Source organism: Planctomycetota bacterium (assembly GCA_021414025.1).
In the GTDB taxonomy this organism is placed as follows: domain Bacteria; phylum Planctomycetota; class Phycisphaerae; order Phycisphaerales; family SM1A02; genus SYAC01.
In genome coordinates, this window is record JAIOPG010000008.1 from 75743 (window position 1) to 93049 (window position 17307).

The following is a 17307-nucleotide window of genomic DNA, read 5'->3' on the forward strand; positions in this document are numbered from 1 at the left end:
TTTTCGGAACATTCAAATGAAAAAAATATTTCAACTTGCTGCGTTGGCCATTGTCGCTTTGACCACCCGCGCATCGGTGGCGCTCGCCTGCGACACCGGCACATTCGTTGGCTGGGGCTGGGGCGGCTACGGCCAGCTCAACACCCCCGTCAATCTTGGCGACTGCAAAGCGATTTCGGGGGGCTACGCGCACACGATGGCTCTTCGTGCCGATGGAACGGTCGCGTGCTGGGGCTGGAACGACTTCGGTCAATCCACTTTGCCTTTCGGTCTGGGCACTTGCAAGAAAATCGCGGCGGGCTCCTACCACAGCGTGGCCATTGATGACAGTGGAGCCGTCTGGGCCTGGGGCTACAACTTCTACGGTGCCGTCAATGTGCCCCCGACTCTTGGCGCATGCAAGGCGATTGCAGCAGGCGACTACACAACCGTGGCGATCCAAAACGATGGAACCGTCGTGGCCTGGGGATTCAACGAGTCGGGACAATGCGATGTGCCGGCGAATCTTGGCGCCTGCAAGGCAGTCGCGGCGGGCTTCCGTCACACCGTTGCGCTGAAGGAAAATGGAACGGTCGTGGTCTGGGGAGACAATTTCTACGGTCAATGCAATGTGCCTGCGACTCTTGCTCCTTGCAAAGCCATTTCGGCGGGCGTCTACAACATCGTGGCGCTGCAGGAAGATGGAACTATTGTCGCATGGGGGAACAATTCCTGGGGTCAGAACGATGTGCCGGCCGACCTTGGTCCATGCAAGGCAATTGAGTGCGGCGATTTTCACACCGCGGCGCTGCGCGAAGATGGAACCGCCGAGGCGTGGGGCTACAACCAAGATGGCGAATGTGTCACTCCTTCCAACCTAGGCGCCTGCGGCGCCATTGCCGCCGGCGCCTACCACACCGTGGCGCTCCATTTGCCCGCGACTGGAATGGTGAAGGCCTGGGGCGCGAATGTGAACAACCAAAATGGCCAGGCGAATGTGCCGGCAGACCTTGGCCCCTGCAAGGGCATCGCTGCGGGATATACCCACACCCTTGCTCTCAGAGAGGATGGAACGGTCACGGGCTGGGGAAACAATTTGACCGGACAGATCAATGTGCCCGCCAATCTCGGCGCCTGCAACAGGGCGATTGCGGCAGGCTCGTTGCATTCCGTTGCGCTGCAAGCGGATGGAACGGTCGTGGCCTGGGGATACAACGGGTTCGGCCAATGCAATGTGCCTGCGGGACTCGGTTCCTGCAAAGCCATTGCAGCGAATGACAATCACACCTTGGCGCTCAAGGACAATGGGATGGTCGTGGCATGGGGCTCGAATTTTTCCGGCGAAAGCGATGTGCCTACATCCCTTGGCGCCTGCAAAGCCATCACTGCGGGCTGGGAACACAACCTGGTCATCAAGGTCGATGGAACGGTCGTGGCCTGGGGTTACAACAGTTTCGGCCAATGCGATGTGCCGGCGGGACTTGGTTCCTGCAAAGCGATTGCCGCCGGCGATTACCACTCTGTGGCGATCAAGGCAGATGGAACCGTCGTGGCATGGGGCAGCAACGCCCTGGGCCAATGCAATGTGCCCGCAGATCTTGGAGCTTGCAAAGCGGTGGCGGCAGGTTCCGACCACTGTGTGGCGTTGCGGGAGGACGGAACGGTCGTGGCCTGGGGCAACAACCTGGATGGGCAATGCGACGTGCCTGCGGATCTTGGCGTCTGCCACGCGATTTCCGCGGCGACATACCACACCGTCGCGCTTCAATTGCAGAGTGCAACGCTCTGTCCATCCGACATGGATGGTTCCGGCGAAGTGGACGGCGGAGACATCGGGCTGATCCTTCTTGACTTCGGGCCATGCCCCGGTTGCCCCACCGACCTCGATGGCTCGGGCGAAGTCGATGGCGGCGACATTGGTCTGGTGCTGCTCGATTTCGGTCCGTGCCCGGAATGATGTAGGTTACGAAGCATTTGATTTGCACAACACACCTTCCCGGAGAGTTCCTATGAATCACGCGTCGCCTTCGCCGCTCCAGTTGAATGGCTTCCTCCGATGTGCGGCCGTGGCCTTCATGGCCTTGACCACGATGGCTTCCGTGGCGAACGCCAGCACCGGAGTTGGAACCGTCTTTGCATGGGGCAGCAATGCTTCCAGCCAAAACACTATCCCCGCGACCTTTGGATATTGCAAAGCCGTGGGTTCGGGTTTCCAGCACAACATGGCTCTCACCCAATACGGAACCGTGCTGGTCTGGGGCGACAACTCCCAGGGGCAGACCAATGTGCCGGGCACGCTCGGAACATGCAAGGCCATCGCGGCAGGCACCTACTTCAGCCTTGCTCTCAAGGACAATGGAACGGTCGCGGCCTGGGGTTCCAACAACTTTGGACAAAGCACGGTGCCGGGAACTCTGGGCACCTGCCAGGCCATCGCGGCGGGCGGCTTTCACGCGCTGGCCATCAAAGTCGATGGAACCGTCGTGGCCTGGGGCGACAACTCATACAACCAACGCACTGTGCCGGGAACGCTTGGCGCGTGCAAGGCAGTCGGCGGCGGCTCCTACCACTCTCTGGCCATCAAGGTCGATGGAACCCTCGTGGCTTGGGGCCGCAACACCTACGGTCAGTGCAATGTGCCGGTCGCGCTTGGAGCTTGCACGCAGGCGGCCGGCGGATTTGGCCACACCGTGGCGCTGAAAGCCGACGGCACCGTGGTGGCCTGGGGCTTGAACAACAAGGGCCAGAGCACCGTGCCTGCGACTCTGAGCGCCTGCATCGCCGTTGCGGCGGGCGAGTCCCACAGCGTTGCACTCCAAGTCGATGGCACGGTCGTGGCCTGGGGATTGAACACGGATGGCCAATGCACGGCACCTTCCGAGCTCGGCGACTGTGTCGCGATTGGTGCCGGCTCCGCAAACACGATGGCCGTCCAATTGCCTTTCGCAGGAGTTGTGGATGCGTGGGGCTCAAACGTATCGGGTATTTCCACGCCGCCCGCAGGTCTCGGTTTTTGCACGGCCCTCGATGGGGGCGACAAGCACACCATTGCGTTGCAAGTCGATGGAACGGTTGTGGCCTGGGGAGCGGGTGCGACGAATACTGGAGTCTCGCCGCATTATGGACAATCCATCGTGCCTCCAAGCCTGGGACCCTGCATTGCAATTGCTGCCGGGTTTTTCCATTCGTTGGCCATCGATGAAAATGGAATCGTTTTTGCCTGGGGTCTAAACAGTGAAGGACAATGCAACGTCCCCGCCAACCTTGGCATATGCAGGTCCATTTCTGGGGGAAGCGGTCACTCTTTGGCCCTGAAGGAAAATGGAACCGTCGTTGCCTGGGGAAGAAACACGCTCGGACAATGCAATGTTCCCGCCACGCTTGGCGCCTGCAGGGCGATTTCGGCGGGGCATGATTATTCAGTGGCGCTGACGGCGAATGGAACGATCGTCGCCTGGGGCTACAACGGCTTGAGTCAATGCGGGACCGCGAGCGAAAAAACCGGAACCGGAACCACTGCCTACTGGACGAAGTCAAGCATTGGAGCATGCAAGGCCATCTCAGCGAGCTCCGATCACACTGTTGCTCTAAAGGCGGATGGGACCGTTGTGGCATGGGGCAGCAACGCAAGTGGACAATGCAACGTCCCGGCCAATCTTGGTGCATGCATCGCAGTCGCAACGACGAATACCTCCACTTTGGCCCTCAAACTTGATGGAACGATCGTCGCATGGGGGGGCAACTCCGGTGGAGAATGCAATGTGCCGGCGAGTCTTGGTCCATGCAAGGCCCTGGCCACCGGTGATTTCCACGCCCTGGTACTCAAAGTTGCGCTGGTCGGCGATCTGAGCGGCGACGATGTGGTCGACAGTGCCGATGTCGGCTTGATGCTTTTGGACTACGGCCCCTGCCTGGGATGCGCGTCGGATCTGAACGGCGACGGCGTCGTCGACGGCGCCGACATGGGATTGCTGCTGCTGAGTTTTTCTTGAATTGCGATTCGCATTTGAATTGGTTCCTGCACGCCCCATTCGAACTGCGGAACACTCTTTGTCGGGAGACAAATATGAATCACGCTTCGCCATCGTTCCTCAATTCGAAAAACTTCATCAAGCATGTGGCGCTGGCGGCTGTGTTCTTCTTCGCGTACTCGTCCGCGGCTCTGGCGGCCGTCACGACACAGGTCGTCTCCTGGGGCAACAACGACTACAGCCAGAACAATGTGCCGACGAATCTGGGTTCCTGCAAAGCCATTGCCTCGGGGTACACCCACCACGTGGCGATCCAGGACAGTGGAACGGTCGTCGCCTGGGGATGGAACGACTATGGCCAGGCCACCGTGCCGGGAACACTTGGCGCTTGCAAGGCCGTGGCAGCCAGCGCCTACCACTCCGTGGCGTTGAAAGAAAGTGGCACGGTCGCGGCTTGGGGCGACAACTCCTACGGTCAATGCACGGTGCCGGGAACGCTCGGAGTCTGCCAGGCGATTGCCGCAGGCGGCTTTCACACCCTGGCGCTCAAAGTGGATGGAACGGTCGTGGCGTGGGGAGCGAACACGGTGGGTCAATCGACCGTGCCCGCAGCGCTCGGCGCTTGCAAGGCGATTGCCGCTGGACAATTTCATTCCGTCGCACTCAAGGTCGACGGAACGGTCGTGGCCTGGGGCTGGAATCCATTTGGTCAATCCACGGTTCCTCCGGCACTTGGCGCCTGCACGGCCATTGAAGCGGGATACGCACACTCGATCGCGTTGAAAGCCGATGGAACGGTGGCGGCCTGGGGCTCAAACAGCGATGGTCAGTGCAATGTCCCGGCATCGCTTGGCGCCTGCAAGGCCATCGCCGCGGGCGATTTCCACAGCGTTGCCCTGCAAGTCGATGGAACCGTCGTGATGTGGGGCCAAAATACGGATGGCCAGTGCAATCTTCCCTCCGATGTCGGCGCCTGCACCGCGATCGCAGCCGGCGGCCTCAACACGGTCGTGCTTCAATTGCCCTTCACAGGAATCGTGAGCGCGTGGGGCCTCAACAACTTGGGACAAACCACGGTGCCCAGCGACCTTGGTTTTTGCGTGGCCCTTGCCGGAGGTGGCTACAACACCCTGGTCATTCAGGAAGATGGAACAGTCCTGGCATGGGGCAGAAACACGTTTGGCGAAAGCGCGGTGCCGGTGAATCTTGGCGCTTGCAAGGCGGTCGCCGGCGGTGGTTTTCACAGTCTGGCGCTGCGCCAGGATGGAAGCGTCGCGTCATGGGGCCAGAACTCCTTCGGTCAATCGACCGTGCCGGTGACTCTTGGCGCCTGCAATGCGATCGAAGCGGGTTCTCAATTCTCCGCGGCTCTCAAGGCGAATGGAATTGTCGCAACCTGGGGTCTTAACAGTTCCGGACAATGCAATGTGCCGGCGCCGCTTGGCCCTTGCAAAGCAATCGCGGCGGGCACCACCCACATGGTGGCCCTTCGACAGGATGGAACCGTCATGGCCTGGGGCGACAACGCCGAAGGCCAATGTGGAACTGCAAGCGAGAAAGTTGGAACTGGATTGACCGCGTACTGGCCGAAGTACAGCCTGGGACCTTGCAAAGACATTGCCGCAGGTCAATACCACTCGGTCGCTCTCAAGGTCGATGGAACAGTCGTGGCGTGGGGGTACAACGGCAGCGGTCAATGCAATGTGCCCGCGACGCTCGGCGCCTGCAAGGCCATTGCCGTGGGCTTCAGTCACACCGTGGCACTTCGACAGGATGGAACAATCGTGGCCTGGGGGGACAACGGCAACAGCCAATGTGGAACACTCGACGAAAAAATTGGGGCAGGCCCGACCGCATACTGGGTCAAGAGCAATTTTGGCGCTTGCAAAGCGATTGCCGCGGGAGGCCTTCACACTATGGCGCTCAAAGTGCCAATCGTTGGCGATTTGAGCGGCGACAATGTCGTCGACAGCGGCGATGTCGGCCTGATGCTGCTGGACTACGGCCCCTGTCCGGGCTGCGCCTCCGACCTCGACGGCGACGGCTACGTCGACGGTGCCGACATGGGATTGCTGCTCTTGAGTTTCTCGTGAGTCACGCGCCGCGCTTGCTCTCAAGCTCCTGCCAGCGCGCATAGAGCGTGGCGATGGTGTCCTGCACGGCGTCGAGCGCCTTGCAGGCGGCGGCCATTTTCTTGTGGTCGGCGGCGACGGCGGGATCGGCCACTTTCGCCTCGGCGACCAGGCGCTCCTTTTCAGCGGTTTCAACAGCGGCTTCCATTCCATCCAGCTCGCGCTGCTCCTTGAAGCTCAGCCGCGTCCGCTTTGTGAGAGTGCCGCTTGCCCGTGCGGCGCGATTGCCCTCGGCCCGCGCGGCGCGGTCGCGCACCGTGGTGGCGTTCTCGGCGCGCTCCAGCGCGGCGAGCGCCTGATCCAGGCTGGCGACCACCGACACGCTCGCGTCGGGCGCGCCGATCACCACGATGCTCTTGGCCAGGCGCCCGAGCATGGTGCGATCGTGCGTCACCAGCAGCACGGCACCGGGGAAGGACTCGATCGAATCCTCGAGCACCTCGAGCGTGGGAATGTCCAGGTCGTTGGTCGGCTCGTCCAGCACCAGGATGTCCGCCGGCTCCAGCATCATGCGGGCGATGTGGGCGCGGGCCCGCTCGCCGCCGGAAAGATTGCCCACGGTCTGCAGCAGCTGCGCGTCCTTGAAGAGGAAGCGGCGCGACCAGGCGGTAATGTGCATCGAGCGCCCCTGGAAGTCGACCGTTTCGCCCAGCGGGCAGATGGCGTCCTTGAGCAGTGTGTTCTCGGGAATGTCGGTGCGCTGCTGGCGCAGCACCACCACGCGCGGCATCGGATCGGCGAAGCGGATGGTGCCCGCGTCGGGCTTGAGGTCGCCGCAGATGATGCGAAGAAGTGTGGTCTTGCCGCTGCCGTTGGGGCCCATCAGGCCGATGCGGTCGCCCGGCGCGATCTCCAGATCGAGCTCGCGGAAGAGCGTGCGCCCGTCGAAACCCTTGGAAATGCCGGTGGCCTGCACCAGCCGCTTGGTGCGCCGGCCGCTGGCGGTGAAGTCCACGCGGGCTCCGCCGGCCCCCGCCGCCTCGTTTCGGGCCGCGATCGCGCTGAGCTCGTCGCGCCGGTCGGCGCTCTCGTCGATGCGGCTCTTGGCCTTGGTGCCGCGGCCCTGCGGTCCGCGCGACAGCCAGTAGTCATCCAGGCGCACCTCGTTGGCCAGCGTCGCCTCGGCCTGTTCCTGCGCCGCCAGAAATTCCGCGCGACGCCGCAGGAACTCGCTGTAGTTGCCCTCGGTCATCAGCGTCCCCTGCGGATAGGCGCGGCTGAGCTCGAGCACACGCGTGGCCACCCGCTCAAGGAAGGCGCGGTCATGGGTGACGAAGACGCAGGCCCCGGCGCGGATGTCGTTGGTGCCTTTGGCGAGGAACTGCTCAAGCCAGCGGATGCCCTCCACATCAAGATGGTTGGTCGGCTCGTCCAGCAGCAGCAGGTCGGGCGTGCCCCCCGCTTCGCAGAGACCGCACGCGATGGACAGCCTCTTCTTCCAGCCGCCGGAAAGAAGCTCGACGGGTTCGTCCATGCGCGAGTCGGGAAAGCCGAGCTTGCCCAGGATCACGCTGCCCAGCACCTCCGCTTCGTGCTTGTCGCCGTGCACGCTGGCGGATTTCAGCGCGGCGGCCGTGGCCGCCGAGCGCGGGGTCAAGCCCGCGGGAAAATCGTCGCGCTGACCAACGAACACGACCACCGTGCCGCGCTGCAGGCGCACCACGCCGTGATCGGGCTCCTCGAGGCCCGCGAGCATGCGCATCAGCGTGGACTTGCCGGCGCCGTTGGGGCCGATGAAGCCCACGCGGTCGCCATCGGCGACGCTGAACGACACTCCGTGGAAGAGTTCACGCAGGCCGTGCGACTTGGAAAGATCTTTGGCGACGAGGAGCATGGGAAGGGACCAGTCGCAAGGACGGGTCGACGATCATAGGGATATTCGCTCACTGAGGACCGTCATATATCCTTCAGGCATGTGCTCATGCATCAAGATGCTGCCGCCCATTCTTCGGAAGAAGGAGCGATGGGTCTATTTCTCCATGCTGGGTGCCGTCGGCGCGTGCTTTCTCTTCGATGCCTGCTTTCAATTCATGCCGAATGGCTTCGGCCCGTGGCCGGTCCTCGTCGCGGTGATCACTGTTCCGACCCTTCTCTTCCTGGCCGCGTTCTGCATCCTCATCTGGTCCACCTGGACCTCGCTCACGGTGTGGGATCGCGTCAAGCAAATCGGCTTCCGTGCGTGCGGGCACTGCGGATGCGACTTGGGCGGCATGGAAACCCCTGGGCATTGCCCTCGATGCGGGGCGCAGTGTGATCCTGAAAAACTTCGTGGGTTCTGGAAGCGCTGCGAGAATTTCAGAAGCCAAACCATGGCAGGCGGCATCGCCAAGGGCACGGTTCCCAAATACCTGCGCAATATCGCCGGAGTCTTTGGGGTCCTTTTGCTCGCGCCGATGTTTTTATTTTCGTGCTTCCCCCCACTCTTCCCCGAGTCGATCTATCGCACGGTGCCGGCCTTGGCCATGTGTGGGACCCTTGTCCTGCTGATCCTCGCGATCAAATGCGCGCAATCAATTGTGTCGATGCGTCTATGTCGGCACGTCACGGCGCGCGACGGACTGGTGTGCCTGGAGTGCGGCGGCGACCTTGTGGCCAGCGGTTCGGACACCAAGTGCGCCCAGTGCCACGCCCATCGCCCTGAGAGCGAAGTGCGCGAGCAGTGGAATCAATGGAAGCCCCCCTGTTGGAACGTTGAAGCGATGGACGCCTGAGTGCGCGGCCAGTTTCCAAATCCGTTCCGGATCCGAACGACGCCGAAACCCAAATGCGCCCGGCAGCGCTGGTGGATCCGCGCCATCCCGACCACGCTGCTGATCGCGATGCTCGTGGTGCCTCTCTACATCGCTTCCAGCGGTCCCGCCTCCCGCTTCCGATCCCTTCCGACACCGATCCTGGCAATGGCGATCTTCGCCGTGGCGTTCACGGCGATCGTCTCGCGTCGGGACCTGCGACTGCGCGTCAAGGCCGAGCAGTGCGGCGGCCGAATGTGCACCGCGTGCGAATACGAATTGACCCATGCTCCAGACTCGGGCACATGCCCGGAATGCGGAACCCCCTATTCCATCGACGAGGTGGTCCGCGCCTGGACCGAGTGGGGATTCAAGCCCTACGACGCCGCCAACCCGGCGCCCGCCGGCATCTACTGGAAACTCACGGTGCTGATCGTGTCGTCCGTCGCGCTCTTTCTCGCCATCGTCGTGCCCGGACTGATCGCCATGGTGTCAGCGCGAATGGATTTTCTCGCGGCTCGCGCGGCGGAGGACGCCGCGACCGGCGATGCCAAGACCAAGGCGATGGACGCGACGATGGCCGCACTGAGCCGGAGGGTCGAAGCAGCGACGGCATTCATCCCGATGCCGATCTGGGGCGCCTCGATTGTTCTCGCCATTTGGATCGCCATCGCCCTCTGGCACAAGTGGCTGGGCAGACGGATCGTGGCGCGCGGCGACCTATGAGTGCGTGGACTGCCAGATGGAGTAGAGATTGCCCATCGAGTGCATCGCCATGGGCAGGATGAGCGAGCCGCTGCGCACGCGGCACTCGCCCAGGAAGATGCCGTCCAGGAAGATCAAGAAGATGAAGGCCGGCGCGTACTGCACATGGATCGCGGCCCACGCAACGGAGGTCACCAGGATCGCGCCGCGCAATCCGAAACGGGTGCGCTCAATGAGGCTCAGCACCGCGCCGCGAAAGACAAGCTCCTCGAGCACGGGCCCGACGAGTCCGATGGCCGCGACGCGCATCCAGAAGATCGGCGCCGAGTATTCCGGCCAGGGCTTGGGCTGCTCCATGCCGAATTGGGCCAGTGCGACTTCGCTCAGCGCCATCCACGCGATCCACGCCGCGAGCCAGAAGGCCGCGGCGGTCCACGTCGGTAGCCGCAGGCCCAGACCGCTCGCGTCCCGAAGTTTGATGCCGCGCTTCTTCGCCACGAAGAGCAGCACCACGCACGCCACCAGTGGCCCGAGCAACTTGATCAGCGTGGACTGGAGGACCGGATCCATGGATCCCTCAGGAGGGCTTGCGCCCCTCGATGATCAGCGTGTGCGGCGTGGCGAAGTCATCCTCGAACTCCTTCGACAAGCACTCCTGGAACAGATCCGGGTGATGCGTCTCGCGCGTCGGCATGCAGACGCGCAAGTCGGTGAAGCCGGCCGCCGTCATCAGCTCTTCAAGGAACGATCGGGTCAGGATCGTCAGGTGCTCCTGCCGGCAGAAGATGAAGTTCTCGAACTTGCCGCCGATGCTGGCCCGCTTGTCGGGAAAGTCGATGAACCAGTTCAGATCCTTCTGCATGAACTTGGCGATCGCCGAGTCCCCGTTCGGCCCGCCCACCCGGTAGATCGCGCCGGGCTTCAGGCAGCGGAAGACCTCCTTCAAGTGGGCGGCGACATCGGGCAGGTGTTCGATCACATGGTGCGAATACATCGCGTCGATCGATGCGCTGTGAAAGGGCAGCGGATTGCGCAGGTCCGCCCACACATCGCACTTGCCGGTGAACATGTTGGCGTCCACATTGATCCAGCCATCGAGATAGTTCTTCTGCCCGGGGCCCAGGTGCACTTTCAGCCGGTCGGTTTTGGGCGCCCGCAGCGCGCGGTAGAGGATTCCATTGAGCCACATCAGCGGACCCGCGGCCGCATAGAAGGTCGCCTTGGCTTTGCGGCTGATCACGGTTTCCTACCTTCGCGAACAGGTGTTTCCATTCCGCGATCCTAGCGAATGGAAAGATCCGCCGAGGCGATGGCGACGCTCTCGCGAATCCGGCGACGCCCCCGTCACGGCGTCGCGAGCGGATCGAAGCCGGGCTCGTGCGACGAGTTGCATTCGACGATGTAGACGCGGTCGCCGCGGCGACCGACGCGCTCGCAGGCGTTGGCAACTTCCAGTTCCAGCGCGAGATGGGCGTCGTCGTTGATCACCTCGACGTACGCGGGCAGCGGCCGATGGGCCGTGGCCACGAGGTTCTGGTTGCGAAATTCCGTGCCCACCACCGGCAGCAGGAAATACGACCCGAAGACGATGAGCATCACGGCTGCGGCGATGCCGGCTCGCCTTCGGCTGCGGCGCCGGGCCACGGCCTTGTCGAATTCGGCAAGTCCCCGTTCGAGGATGCGGGCGTGATGGTCGTTCATGGCGTGACTCCTTCGATGGCCTGTCGGGCGCGCTCGGTGGCGCGGCGCAGGCGGCTGTCAATGGCGGACGTTCCGATTCCAAGTGCGGTGGCGATCTGCGAAACCGTTCCCGCCATGCGGGCGCGGAGCTCCAGCAGCGAGCGATCCTCATCGGGAATCGCCCGCAGTGCGCCCAGCTCGTGGCGGGCCTGCTCCAGCAGCGAGGCGTCCTGCAGGAATGCCGTCGCTTCAACACGGCTGCGGGCCACGCGCTGCTCGCGCAGTCGGCGCGAGAGCTCGTTGCGGAGCAGATCGATGGCGGCGCTGGAAGCGACACGACGAAGCCAGGCGTCCAGGGCGACGGCGCACGGGCAATGCACCGGCTTTCGTGCGACGCGGATCCACGCATCCTGCGCGGCGTCCGGCACCAGGTCTCCGCGATGGCCCAGCGCCCGCGCCGTCATGCGCTCGACAAAGTCGCAGCGCATGACGAAGAGCTCGGCGTAGGCGTTGCGGTCGCCGCCGACCATCGACCGAGTCAACGACTCCGCCTTCGCGTCGGCGAGGGCGGTCGTGGTCGGGCGGTTCGACTCGGCGCTGGGCAAGGGCATGGTCGGTGGATCGACTTTGATCAGCGGCCCGCGCCCGACGCGTCGACGACCTGCTTCACCACGGCGATCTGCGCGTCGCTGCCGTGCACAAAGAGCGTGCCGGTCTCGCGGTGAATCTTCATGGAGAGGCCGCCGGTGCCGCCCTGCTTCTCCAGCGCGCTGTCGATGGCAAGGATGACCTGGTCCTGGGCCTCCTCCACTTGCCGCTGCGTCGAGGCGTCGGCGCGCTGCGCCTCCTGAAGGCGGAAGAGCGCGGTGGCCGGAGTCGACTTCACCATCAGGATGAGCTGCTCAGCATTGGCATGATTGGTGACAATGGTCAGCTTCGGCGGGCTGCCGGCGGCTCGCCACGCCTTCCAGTCGATCAGGAACTCCTGGTGGAGGCCGCTGCCGGCGGTTCCCGCGGGAAGCGTGGCAACGCCATCCGGCTTCACGCCCGTGACCAGGAAGGGAACGCCCTCCTTGCTTTCCAGCGTCACTCTTGTCGGCGCCGCCTCGGAGGCGTCGGAAACCTCCAGAACCTCCGGCTTCACCGCGACGAACGTTTTCACGAATCCTGTGATCGTGAAGGGCTGTGCCGCGGCGCCCTCGACTTGAAAGGTGATCTTCTTGCTCAGCGGGATGCCGGTCTTGGCGCCGGGGTCGATGGTGATGTCGATGTCGAAATGGGCGCCGGGGGCGACGGCCTCGGCGGGCGCGGCGCTGATGGTCGTGCAGCCGCACGCGGGAACGATGCGGAGGATCTTCACCGGCTTGTCGCCGGCGTTGAACACCGTGAGCTTGCCGGTCTTCTTCTGGCCGGCGACCATCTCGCCAAGATCCAGCTGCGCGGGCTCGAAGCGAAGCGATGGCGTCTGTGGTGCCTCCACGGATGGCGCCGCCGGAGCGATGTTCGATGCGGAAGAAGTCGCGGGCGATGTCTGGGGCGCGGTGCCGGTCAGAGCGAGCAGCGAGGCGAGTAGGGCGGTCGGCAGCATGGCAATCTCCTGTTGTTGGAGCCAGCGGAATGCTAGCCCTTTGAAGAACGAAGCCGACCGCCCAAATCCGTCAGGCCAGTAGAATCCGCCCATGGATGTCGACCGCACCCCCTCCAATTGCGCGCCGATCGACCCCCGCACCATCACGCGTCCCGATCCGGTGCTCCGCACCTATTACATCATCGTCGCCATCCTGACCCTGCCGGCCGTGGTGATCACGCTGCCGCTGCTGATGTTCAAGTACAAGTCGCTGCGCTACCGCTTCGACGATGAGGGCATCGCCATGTCCTGGGGCATCCTCTTCCGGCGCGAGATGTACCTGACCTACCGCCGCATCCAGGACATCCACGTCACCCGCGGCATCATCCAGCGCTGGTTGGGCATTGCCACGATCTCCGTGCAAACGGCCTCGGGCGGCATGGGCTCCGACATGCTGATCGAGGGCATCGTGGAGTACGACGCGCTGCGCGATTTCCTCTACCGCCGCATGCGCGGAGCCCATGGAGAGATCGATCCCACGACCACCGACGCATCGGGCATTTCGCGACCCGGCGATCCTGTGCACATCGCGGGCCGCGATCCCGACGAGGCGCTGGCGCTGTTGCGCGAAATCCGCGACGAGATCCGGCGCCTGAAACCAACCAGCGGAGCTCGATCGTGACGGGCCAGGCGGACAAAGCCGCGCAATGGATGTACCAGGGCATCTGGGGTGTGCTCGTCGAGCTCTTCAAGGTGCCACGTGAACCGCCCGCGCTTCCGGTGTCCACCGGCCATCGCCATGACACCTTCCAGCCCGGCCCCGGCTACCTGCGCTACATGAAGTTCAAGTTCTGGGTGATCCTGCTGTTGATGGACATTGTCTTCAGCATCATCTGGTTCGTGCTGACGGCAGTGCTGCTGAAGACTGACCATTACATCCTGGCCGGGCTGCTCGCCATTCCCGCGCTGGCCATCATCGTGCTGCCCGACATCGTGGCCTACATCGCCATTCATCTGCGCTACGACACCACCTGGTATGTCTTCACCGACCGCAGCATGCGCCTCCGCCGCGGCGTCATGGTGCTGCACGAGATGACCATCACCTTCGAAAATGTCCAGAATGTCACCGTGGACCAGGGGCCGCTGCAGCGCTACTTCGGTATCGGATCGGTGGTGGTGCAGACTGCCGGCGGCGCCTCAGGGGATCCCAAGCATGGCGGCGGCTCAACGCACCAGGCGGTCATCGAGGGGATCGACAATCCCGCGGATGTTCGCGATCGGATCATGGCCCAGGTTCGCGCCAGCACCAGCGCCGGGTTGGGCGACGAGCATCATCTTCCGAGCCACTCCTTCGCCGGAGCAAGCGAATCACTCGCCGCGCCGGGACGCGGCCATGCGCCGGCCTGGACGGCGGCGCACCTTGATGCCCTCCGCGCTATTCGTGATGAGCTTCGTTCGCTGCCGGCGAGTGCGTGACCTTCTTGACTGCGACATCGCCGACCTTGCCGCCCGCGATGAAGTTCGCCACCAATTCATCGAGCTCCTTCGGGTGGTCGTCCATGATGAAGTGACGGGAGTCTTCGATCGTGACCAGTTTCACGCTGGGTGAGGCATCCGCAAACTCCCCCGCCACCGCTTTCCTCATGACGGCGGCCATCTCCGGACCCATGTCGTCGGAAATGGCGCTGATCACCAGCAACGGCACCTGCACCTTGCTCAGCATCGGGCGCAGGTCCGATCCGACCAGTTCGAGCATGTACTCCATCGTGGTGTCCTTGGGCACCAGGGAGCAGATCTCGCCGATCTCCTTCGCGCGCACCGGGTCCGTCACCATCCGCGCCACCGACTGCTTCTGACCCGCGGGCCAGGACTCCTCAGGCATGGACTTCATCATCGAGGTGAATTGCGCCACCATCGCCGCTCGCGCCTCCCTGGTGTCAGGCTGTCCCGGCTGAGGCGGCGGGAACACCGGCAGTCCGTCGATGGAGATCGCGCATTTGATTTTGTCGCCGTGCAGGGCCGCAAGTTGGATCGCCAGGTTGCCGCCCATCGAGTGTCCGATGATGACGGGCTTGTCCAGCTTCTGAACCTCGATGAATTTCAGGATCGCGGCCTGGGCGTTTTGCAGCCAAGGGCTGTCCATCGGCGACGCGCCCGCCGCAAGCTCAGGCGGATTGCTGCAGCCGAATCCCGGCAGCGTCACCGCGAACATGCGGTACTTCGTGGCGTTGCGTGCCATGAAGGATTCGTAGACGCTCCAGTCGCATGAGAGGCCGGGGATCAGGATCATCGTGATCGGACCGGTGCCTCGCTCCTCGGTGTGGGCGAGCGTCTTGGGAGGCATGGTCAGGATTGTTTTTGAGGCGGGCGCTTTGGAAGCGGGAGTCGCCTGCGGTGCCGCAGCAGGCGCCGTGGATTTCGTCGCCGCGGGCTTGGCGGCCGGCGTCGTCGCCGGAGTGGATGCGGGCGGAGTCGTCGGCGGCGCGGAGGGCGGCGCTGCGACCGTAGCGGAGTTCAGGGCAAGCAGTCCAGCGCCGATCGAAAAGATCGCGAGGCGCACGCAAGTCATTTGAGTTTTCACAATTTCAATCCTTGAAAGATGATGTCCGAACCTGATCTATTTGTTCTTGAAGAGCGCAAAGGTCGCACCGGTGGGATCCGTGGCCACCGCGAAGCGCCCCACGTTGGGGATGTCCGTCGGCGGGCAGCAGACCTTGCCGCCATGCTGCGTCGCCCGCGCCGCGGCCGCGTCGACATCGTCCACCATGATGTAGGTGAGCCAGTTCGACGGCATGGGACCCATCTCCGGCAGAATCTTCATCATGCCGCCGACGCCACCCTGCTTCTTCGCCTTGTCGGCGCCGGGCAGCCAGAAGAGCGTGTAGTCGCCCGTGGGCATCGGCATCACGGTGGTGGTCCATCCGAGGAGCTGCGAATAGAACGTCTCCGCCTTGGCCGGATCATTGGTGAGCAGCTCGGCCCAGCAGAATGTGCCCGTCTCGTTTTGCGGGGCACGCATGCCGCACTGATCCACGCCCTTGAAGAGATGAACCACGGCGCCGGTGGGGTCGGCAATCTGGCAGATACGACCAACATTGGGGAAGTCCATCGCGTCCATGATCTTGTGCGCGCCCAGCTTCACCGCCTTGGCCACCGCGACGTCGACGTCCGGCACATTGATGTACACGGCCCAGTTGGCGGGCACGCTCGCCGGAACTTCCTTGGGCATGTTCATCATGCCGCCGACATGCATGCCGCTCTTGGTGACCCATTCGGTGTAGCTGCCGCTGCTGTCATCGGGGCAGCCGTGCGTGGTCCAGCCCACGACCTTGGTGTAGAAGTCGGCGGCGCGCTTGGTGTCGCGCGTGTGCAACTCGTTCCAGCAGATGATGCCCATGATGCGCTCGGCGGACTTGGACGATGTCGGGGTTGCGGTGGTGTTTGGCATGAGGTCAAGAATACCCTGACGCCGCGGGTGAGAAAGGGAATGGTGGGCGGGTGAAATCTCTAAAATCCCATGTAAAACCTTTGACTTGGCCCCCTTCCGCATTACTCTGCTGGTCGTCGTTCCGGCTTCCCTTTGAACCGCCGGGTGTTCAAGCCGGAACGGCGAGAATTGCTGCTGGAGAAACAACATGAATCGCACTTCCCTTGTGCATGCCTTGACGATGGTCGCCGCTCTCGTGATTGCCGCGTTCGCCACGCCGGCATCGGCCCAGTTCGTGCTGGATGGCGCCGCCGCCGACCGCACCTCGTTCATCACCATGCTGAATTCGTTTTCCACAGGCGGCGCCTGGAAGCAGGTCGGCGCAGACAACGAACTGGCCTTCACGGCCGACGGCAAGCCGCTGAACAACTTTGCCACCAAGACCAAGGGCTACAACGACGGATCGGGATTCAAGCTGACGCTGGAAGTGGGCCGCAATCAGCCCGGCGTGCTGGTCGGTTCCTTCATGGGCGGCGGCATCCAGCGGCTGGACCTGACCGACATTGCGACATTCTCCGACGACATCACCTTCAAGCCCAAGGGCGATTTCCAGCAGGCAATCCTGCTGCACGAGCTGGCGGAGGTGTACACCGCGGTCAACCGAAACCTGGGATACGACGCATCGCACCGGGCCGCCATCGATGTTGAGAACGCGCAGATCAAGGCCATGGGCGCGTTGGGCGAGCGGGATGTTCTGGGAGTGACCCAGTTCCTCAACGGCAATCCGTTGAATGGATTTCGACCGGAGATTCGCTCGCCGTGGACCTATCACGATCCCGCCGGGGACATCAAGGGCTTCCTGTCCATCAAAATCGGAAACGCCAACATTCTCAGCGACCGGTTCATTCGAGGCGGGCTCTTCGATTTTGAAAATCCGTTCGATCCCGCCACCAGCGAGGATGTGTGGATCGAAAGCTACGACTTCGTGCCTGAAGTCATTCCCGCCCCGGGAGCCTCGGCGCTGCTGGGATTGGGCATGGGTTTCGCGGTTCGCCGGCGGCGAACGGACTGACGCCGCGCGAGCGGCGGTGACTTCCTGTTGTGAATGGCGCGCCCG

16 protein-coding genes are annotated in these 17307 nt (G+C 63.4%); 8 read left to right on the forward strand and 8 right to left on the reverse strand.

Going from position 1 to position 17307, the window contains the following annotated elements; all coding sequences use genetic code 11:
* Positions 1-43 precede the first annotated feature (43 nt).
* From K8R92_11395 to K8R92_11405, 3 genes are all read left to right on the forward strand, one after another.
* The gene (locus tag K8R92_11395; GenBank protein MCE9620493.1) at positions 44-1936 is read left to right on the forward strand and encodes a hypothetical protein; all 1893 of its coding nucleotides are present in this window, start codon (positions 44-46) and stop codon (positions 1934-1936) included.
* A gap of 265 nt (positions 1937-2201) precedes the next feature.
* On the forward strand, positions 2202-3971 hold the full coding sequence (locus tag K8R92_11400) for a hypothetical protein (GenBank protein MCE9620494.1): 1770 nt from the start codon (positions 2202-2204) through the stop codon (positions 3969-3971).
* A gap of 74 nt (positions 3972-4045) precedes the next feature.
* Positions 4046-6043 carry a hypothetical protein gene (locus K8R92_11405; protein ID MCE9620495.1) on the forward strand — a complete coding sequence of 666 codons (1998 nt, stop codon included), beginning with the start codon at positions 4046-4048 and terminating at the stop codon, positions 6041-6043.
* A 1-nt stretch (position 6044) separates the two neighbouring features.
* On the opposite strand, the gene K8R92_11410 is transcribed toward K8R92_11405, so the two are convergent.
* A complete protein-coding gene (locus K8R92_11410) occupies positions 6045-7916 on the reverse strand; it encodes an ABC-F family ATP-binding cassette domain-containing protein (GenBank protein ID MCE9620496.1) in 1872 nt (623 codons plus the stop codon).
* A gap of 79 nt (positions 7917-7995) precedes the next feature.
* Here K8R92_11410 and K8R92_11415 point away from each other — a divergent pair, with 79 nt between their 5' ends.
* Both K8R92_11415 and K8R92_11420 read left to right on the forward strand, forming a co-directional pair.
* Positions 7996-8793, forward strand: coding sequence for a hypothetical protein (locus K8R92_11415; protein MCE9620497.1), 798 nt, complete (start codon positions 7996-7998; stop codon positions 8791-8793).
* Positions 8794-9537: a hypothetical protein gene (locus K8R92_11420; protein MCE9620498.1), complete on the forward strand. Its 744-nt coding sequence runs from the start codon at positions 8794-8796 to the stop codon at positions 9535-9537. It abuts the gene before it with no gap.
* On the opposite strand, the gene K8R92_11425 is transcribed toward K8R92_11420, so the two are convergent.
* From K8R92_11425 to K8R92_11445, 5 genes are all read right to left on the reverse strand, one after another.
* Complete coding sequence (locus K8R92_11425) at positions 9532-10086, reverse strand: CPBP family intramembrane metalloprotease (GenBank protein MCE9620499.1); 555 nt, start codon at positions 10084-10086, stop codon at positions 9532-9534. The genes K8R92_11420 and K8R92_11425 overlap by 6 nt on opposite strands.
* A gap of 7 nt (positions 10087-10093) precedes the next feature.
* The gene (locus tag K8R92_11430; protein MCE9620500.1) at positions 10094-10705 is read right to left on the reverse strand and encodes a methyltransferase domain-containing protein; all 612 of its coding nucleotides are present in this window, start codon (positions 10703-10705) and stop codon (positions 10094-10096) included.
* Between the two features lie 155 nt (positions 10706-10860).
* A complete protein-coding gene (locus K8R92_11435) occupies positions 10861-11217 on the reverse strand; it encodes a hypothetical protein (protein ID MCE9620501.1) in 357 nt (118 codons plus the stop codon).
* A complete protein-coding gene (locus K8R92_11440; protein MCE9620502.1) occupies positions 11214-11807 on the reverse strand; it encodes a sigma-70 family RNA polymerase sigma factor in 594 nt (197 codons plus the stop codon). The genes K8R92_11435 and K8R92_11440 overlap by 4 nt, the downstream gene beginning before the upstream one ends.
* A gap of 20 nt (positions 11808-11827) precedes the next feature.
* A complete protein-coding gene (locus K8R92_11445) occupies positions 11828-12784 on the reverse strand; it encodes a DUF1573 domain-containing protein (protein MCE9620503.1) in 957 nt (318 codons plus the stop codon).
* A 91-nt stretch (positions 12785-12875) separates the two neighbouring features.
* Between K8R92_11445 and K8R92_11450 the strand changes: the two genes are divergently transcribed.
* Together K8R92_11450 and K8R92_11455 are read left to right on the forward strand one after the other, a co-directional pair.
* A complete protein-coding gene (locus tag K8R92_11450) occupies positions 12876-13445 on the forward strand; it encodes a PH domain-containing protein (GenBank protein ID MCE9620504.1) in 570 nt (189 codons plus the stop codon).
* Entirely contained in the window at positions 13442-14239 is a 798-nt protein-coding gene (locus K8R92_11455) for a PH domain-containing protein (GenBank protein MCE9620505.1), read from the forward strand. The genes K8R92_11450 and K8R92_11455 overlap by 4 nt, the downstream gene beginning before the upstream one ends.
* Here K8R92_11455 and K8R92_11460 read toward each other — a convergent pair.
* Entirely contained in the window at positions 14199-15323 is a 1125-nt protein-coding gene (locus K8R92_11460; protein MCE9620506.1) for an alpha/beta hydrolase, read from the reverse strand. The genes K8R92_11455 and K8R92_11460 overlap by 41 nt on opposite strands.
* Before the next feature lie 57 nt (positions 15324-15380).
* Positions 15381-16211 (reverse strand): VOC family protein, encoded by an 831-nt coding sequence (locus K8R92_11465; protein ID MCE9620507.1) that lies wholly within the window; start codon positions 16209-16211, stop codon positions 15381-15383.
* A 187-nt stretch (positions 16212-16398) separates the two neighbouring features.
* Here K8R92_11465 and K8R92_11470 point away from each other — a divergent pair, with 187 nt between their 5' ends.
* Positions 16399-17262 carry a PEP-CTERM sorting domain-containing protein gene (locus K8R92_11470; protein MCE9620508.1) on the forward strand — a complete coding sequence of 288 codons (864 nt, stop codon included), beginning with the start codon at positions 16399-16401 and terminating at the stop codon, positions 17260-17262.
* The last annotated feature ends 45 nt before the right edge of the window (positions 17263-17307 follow it).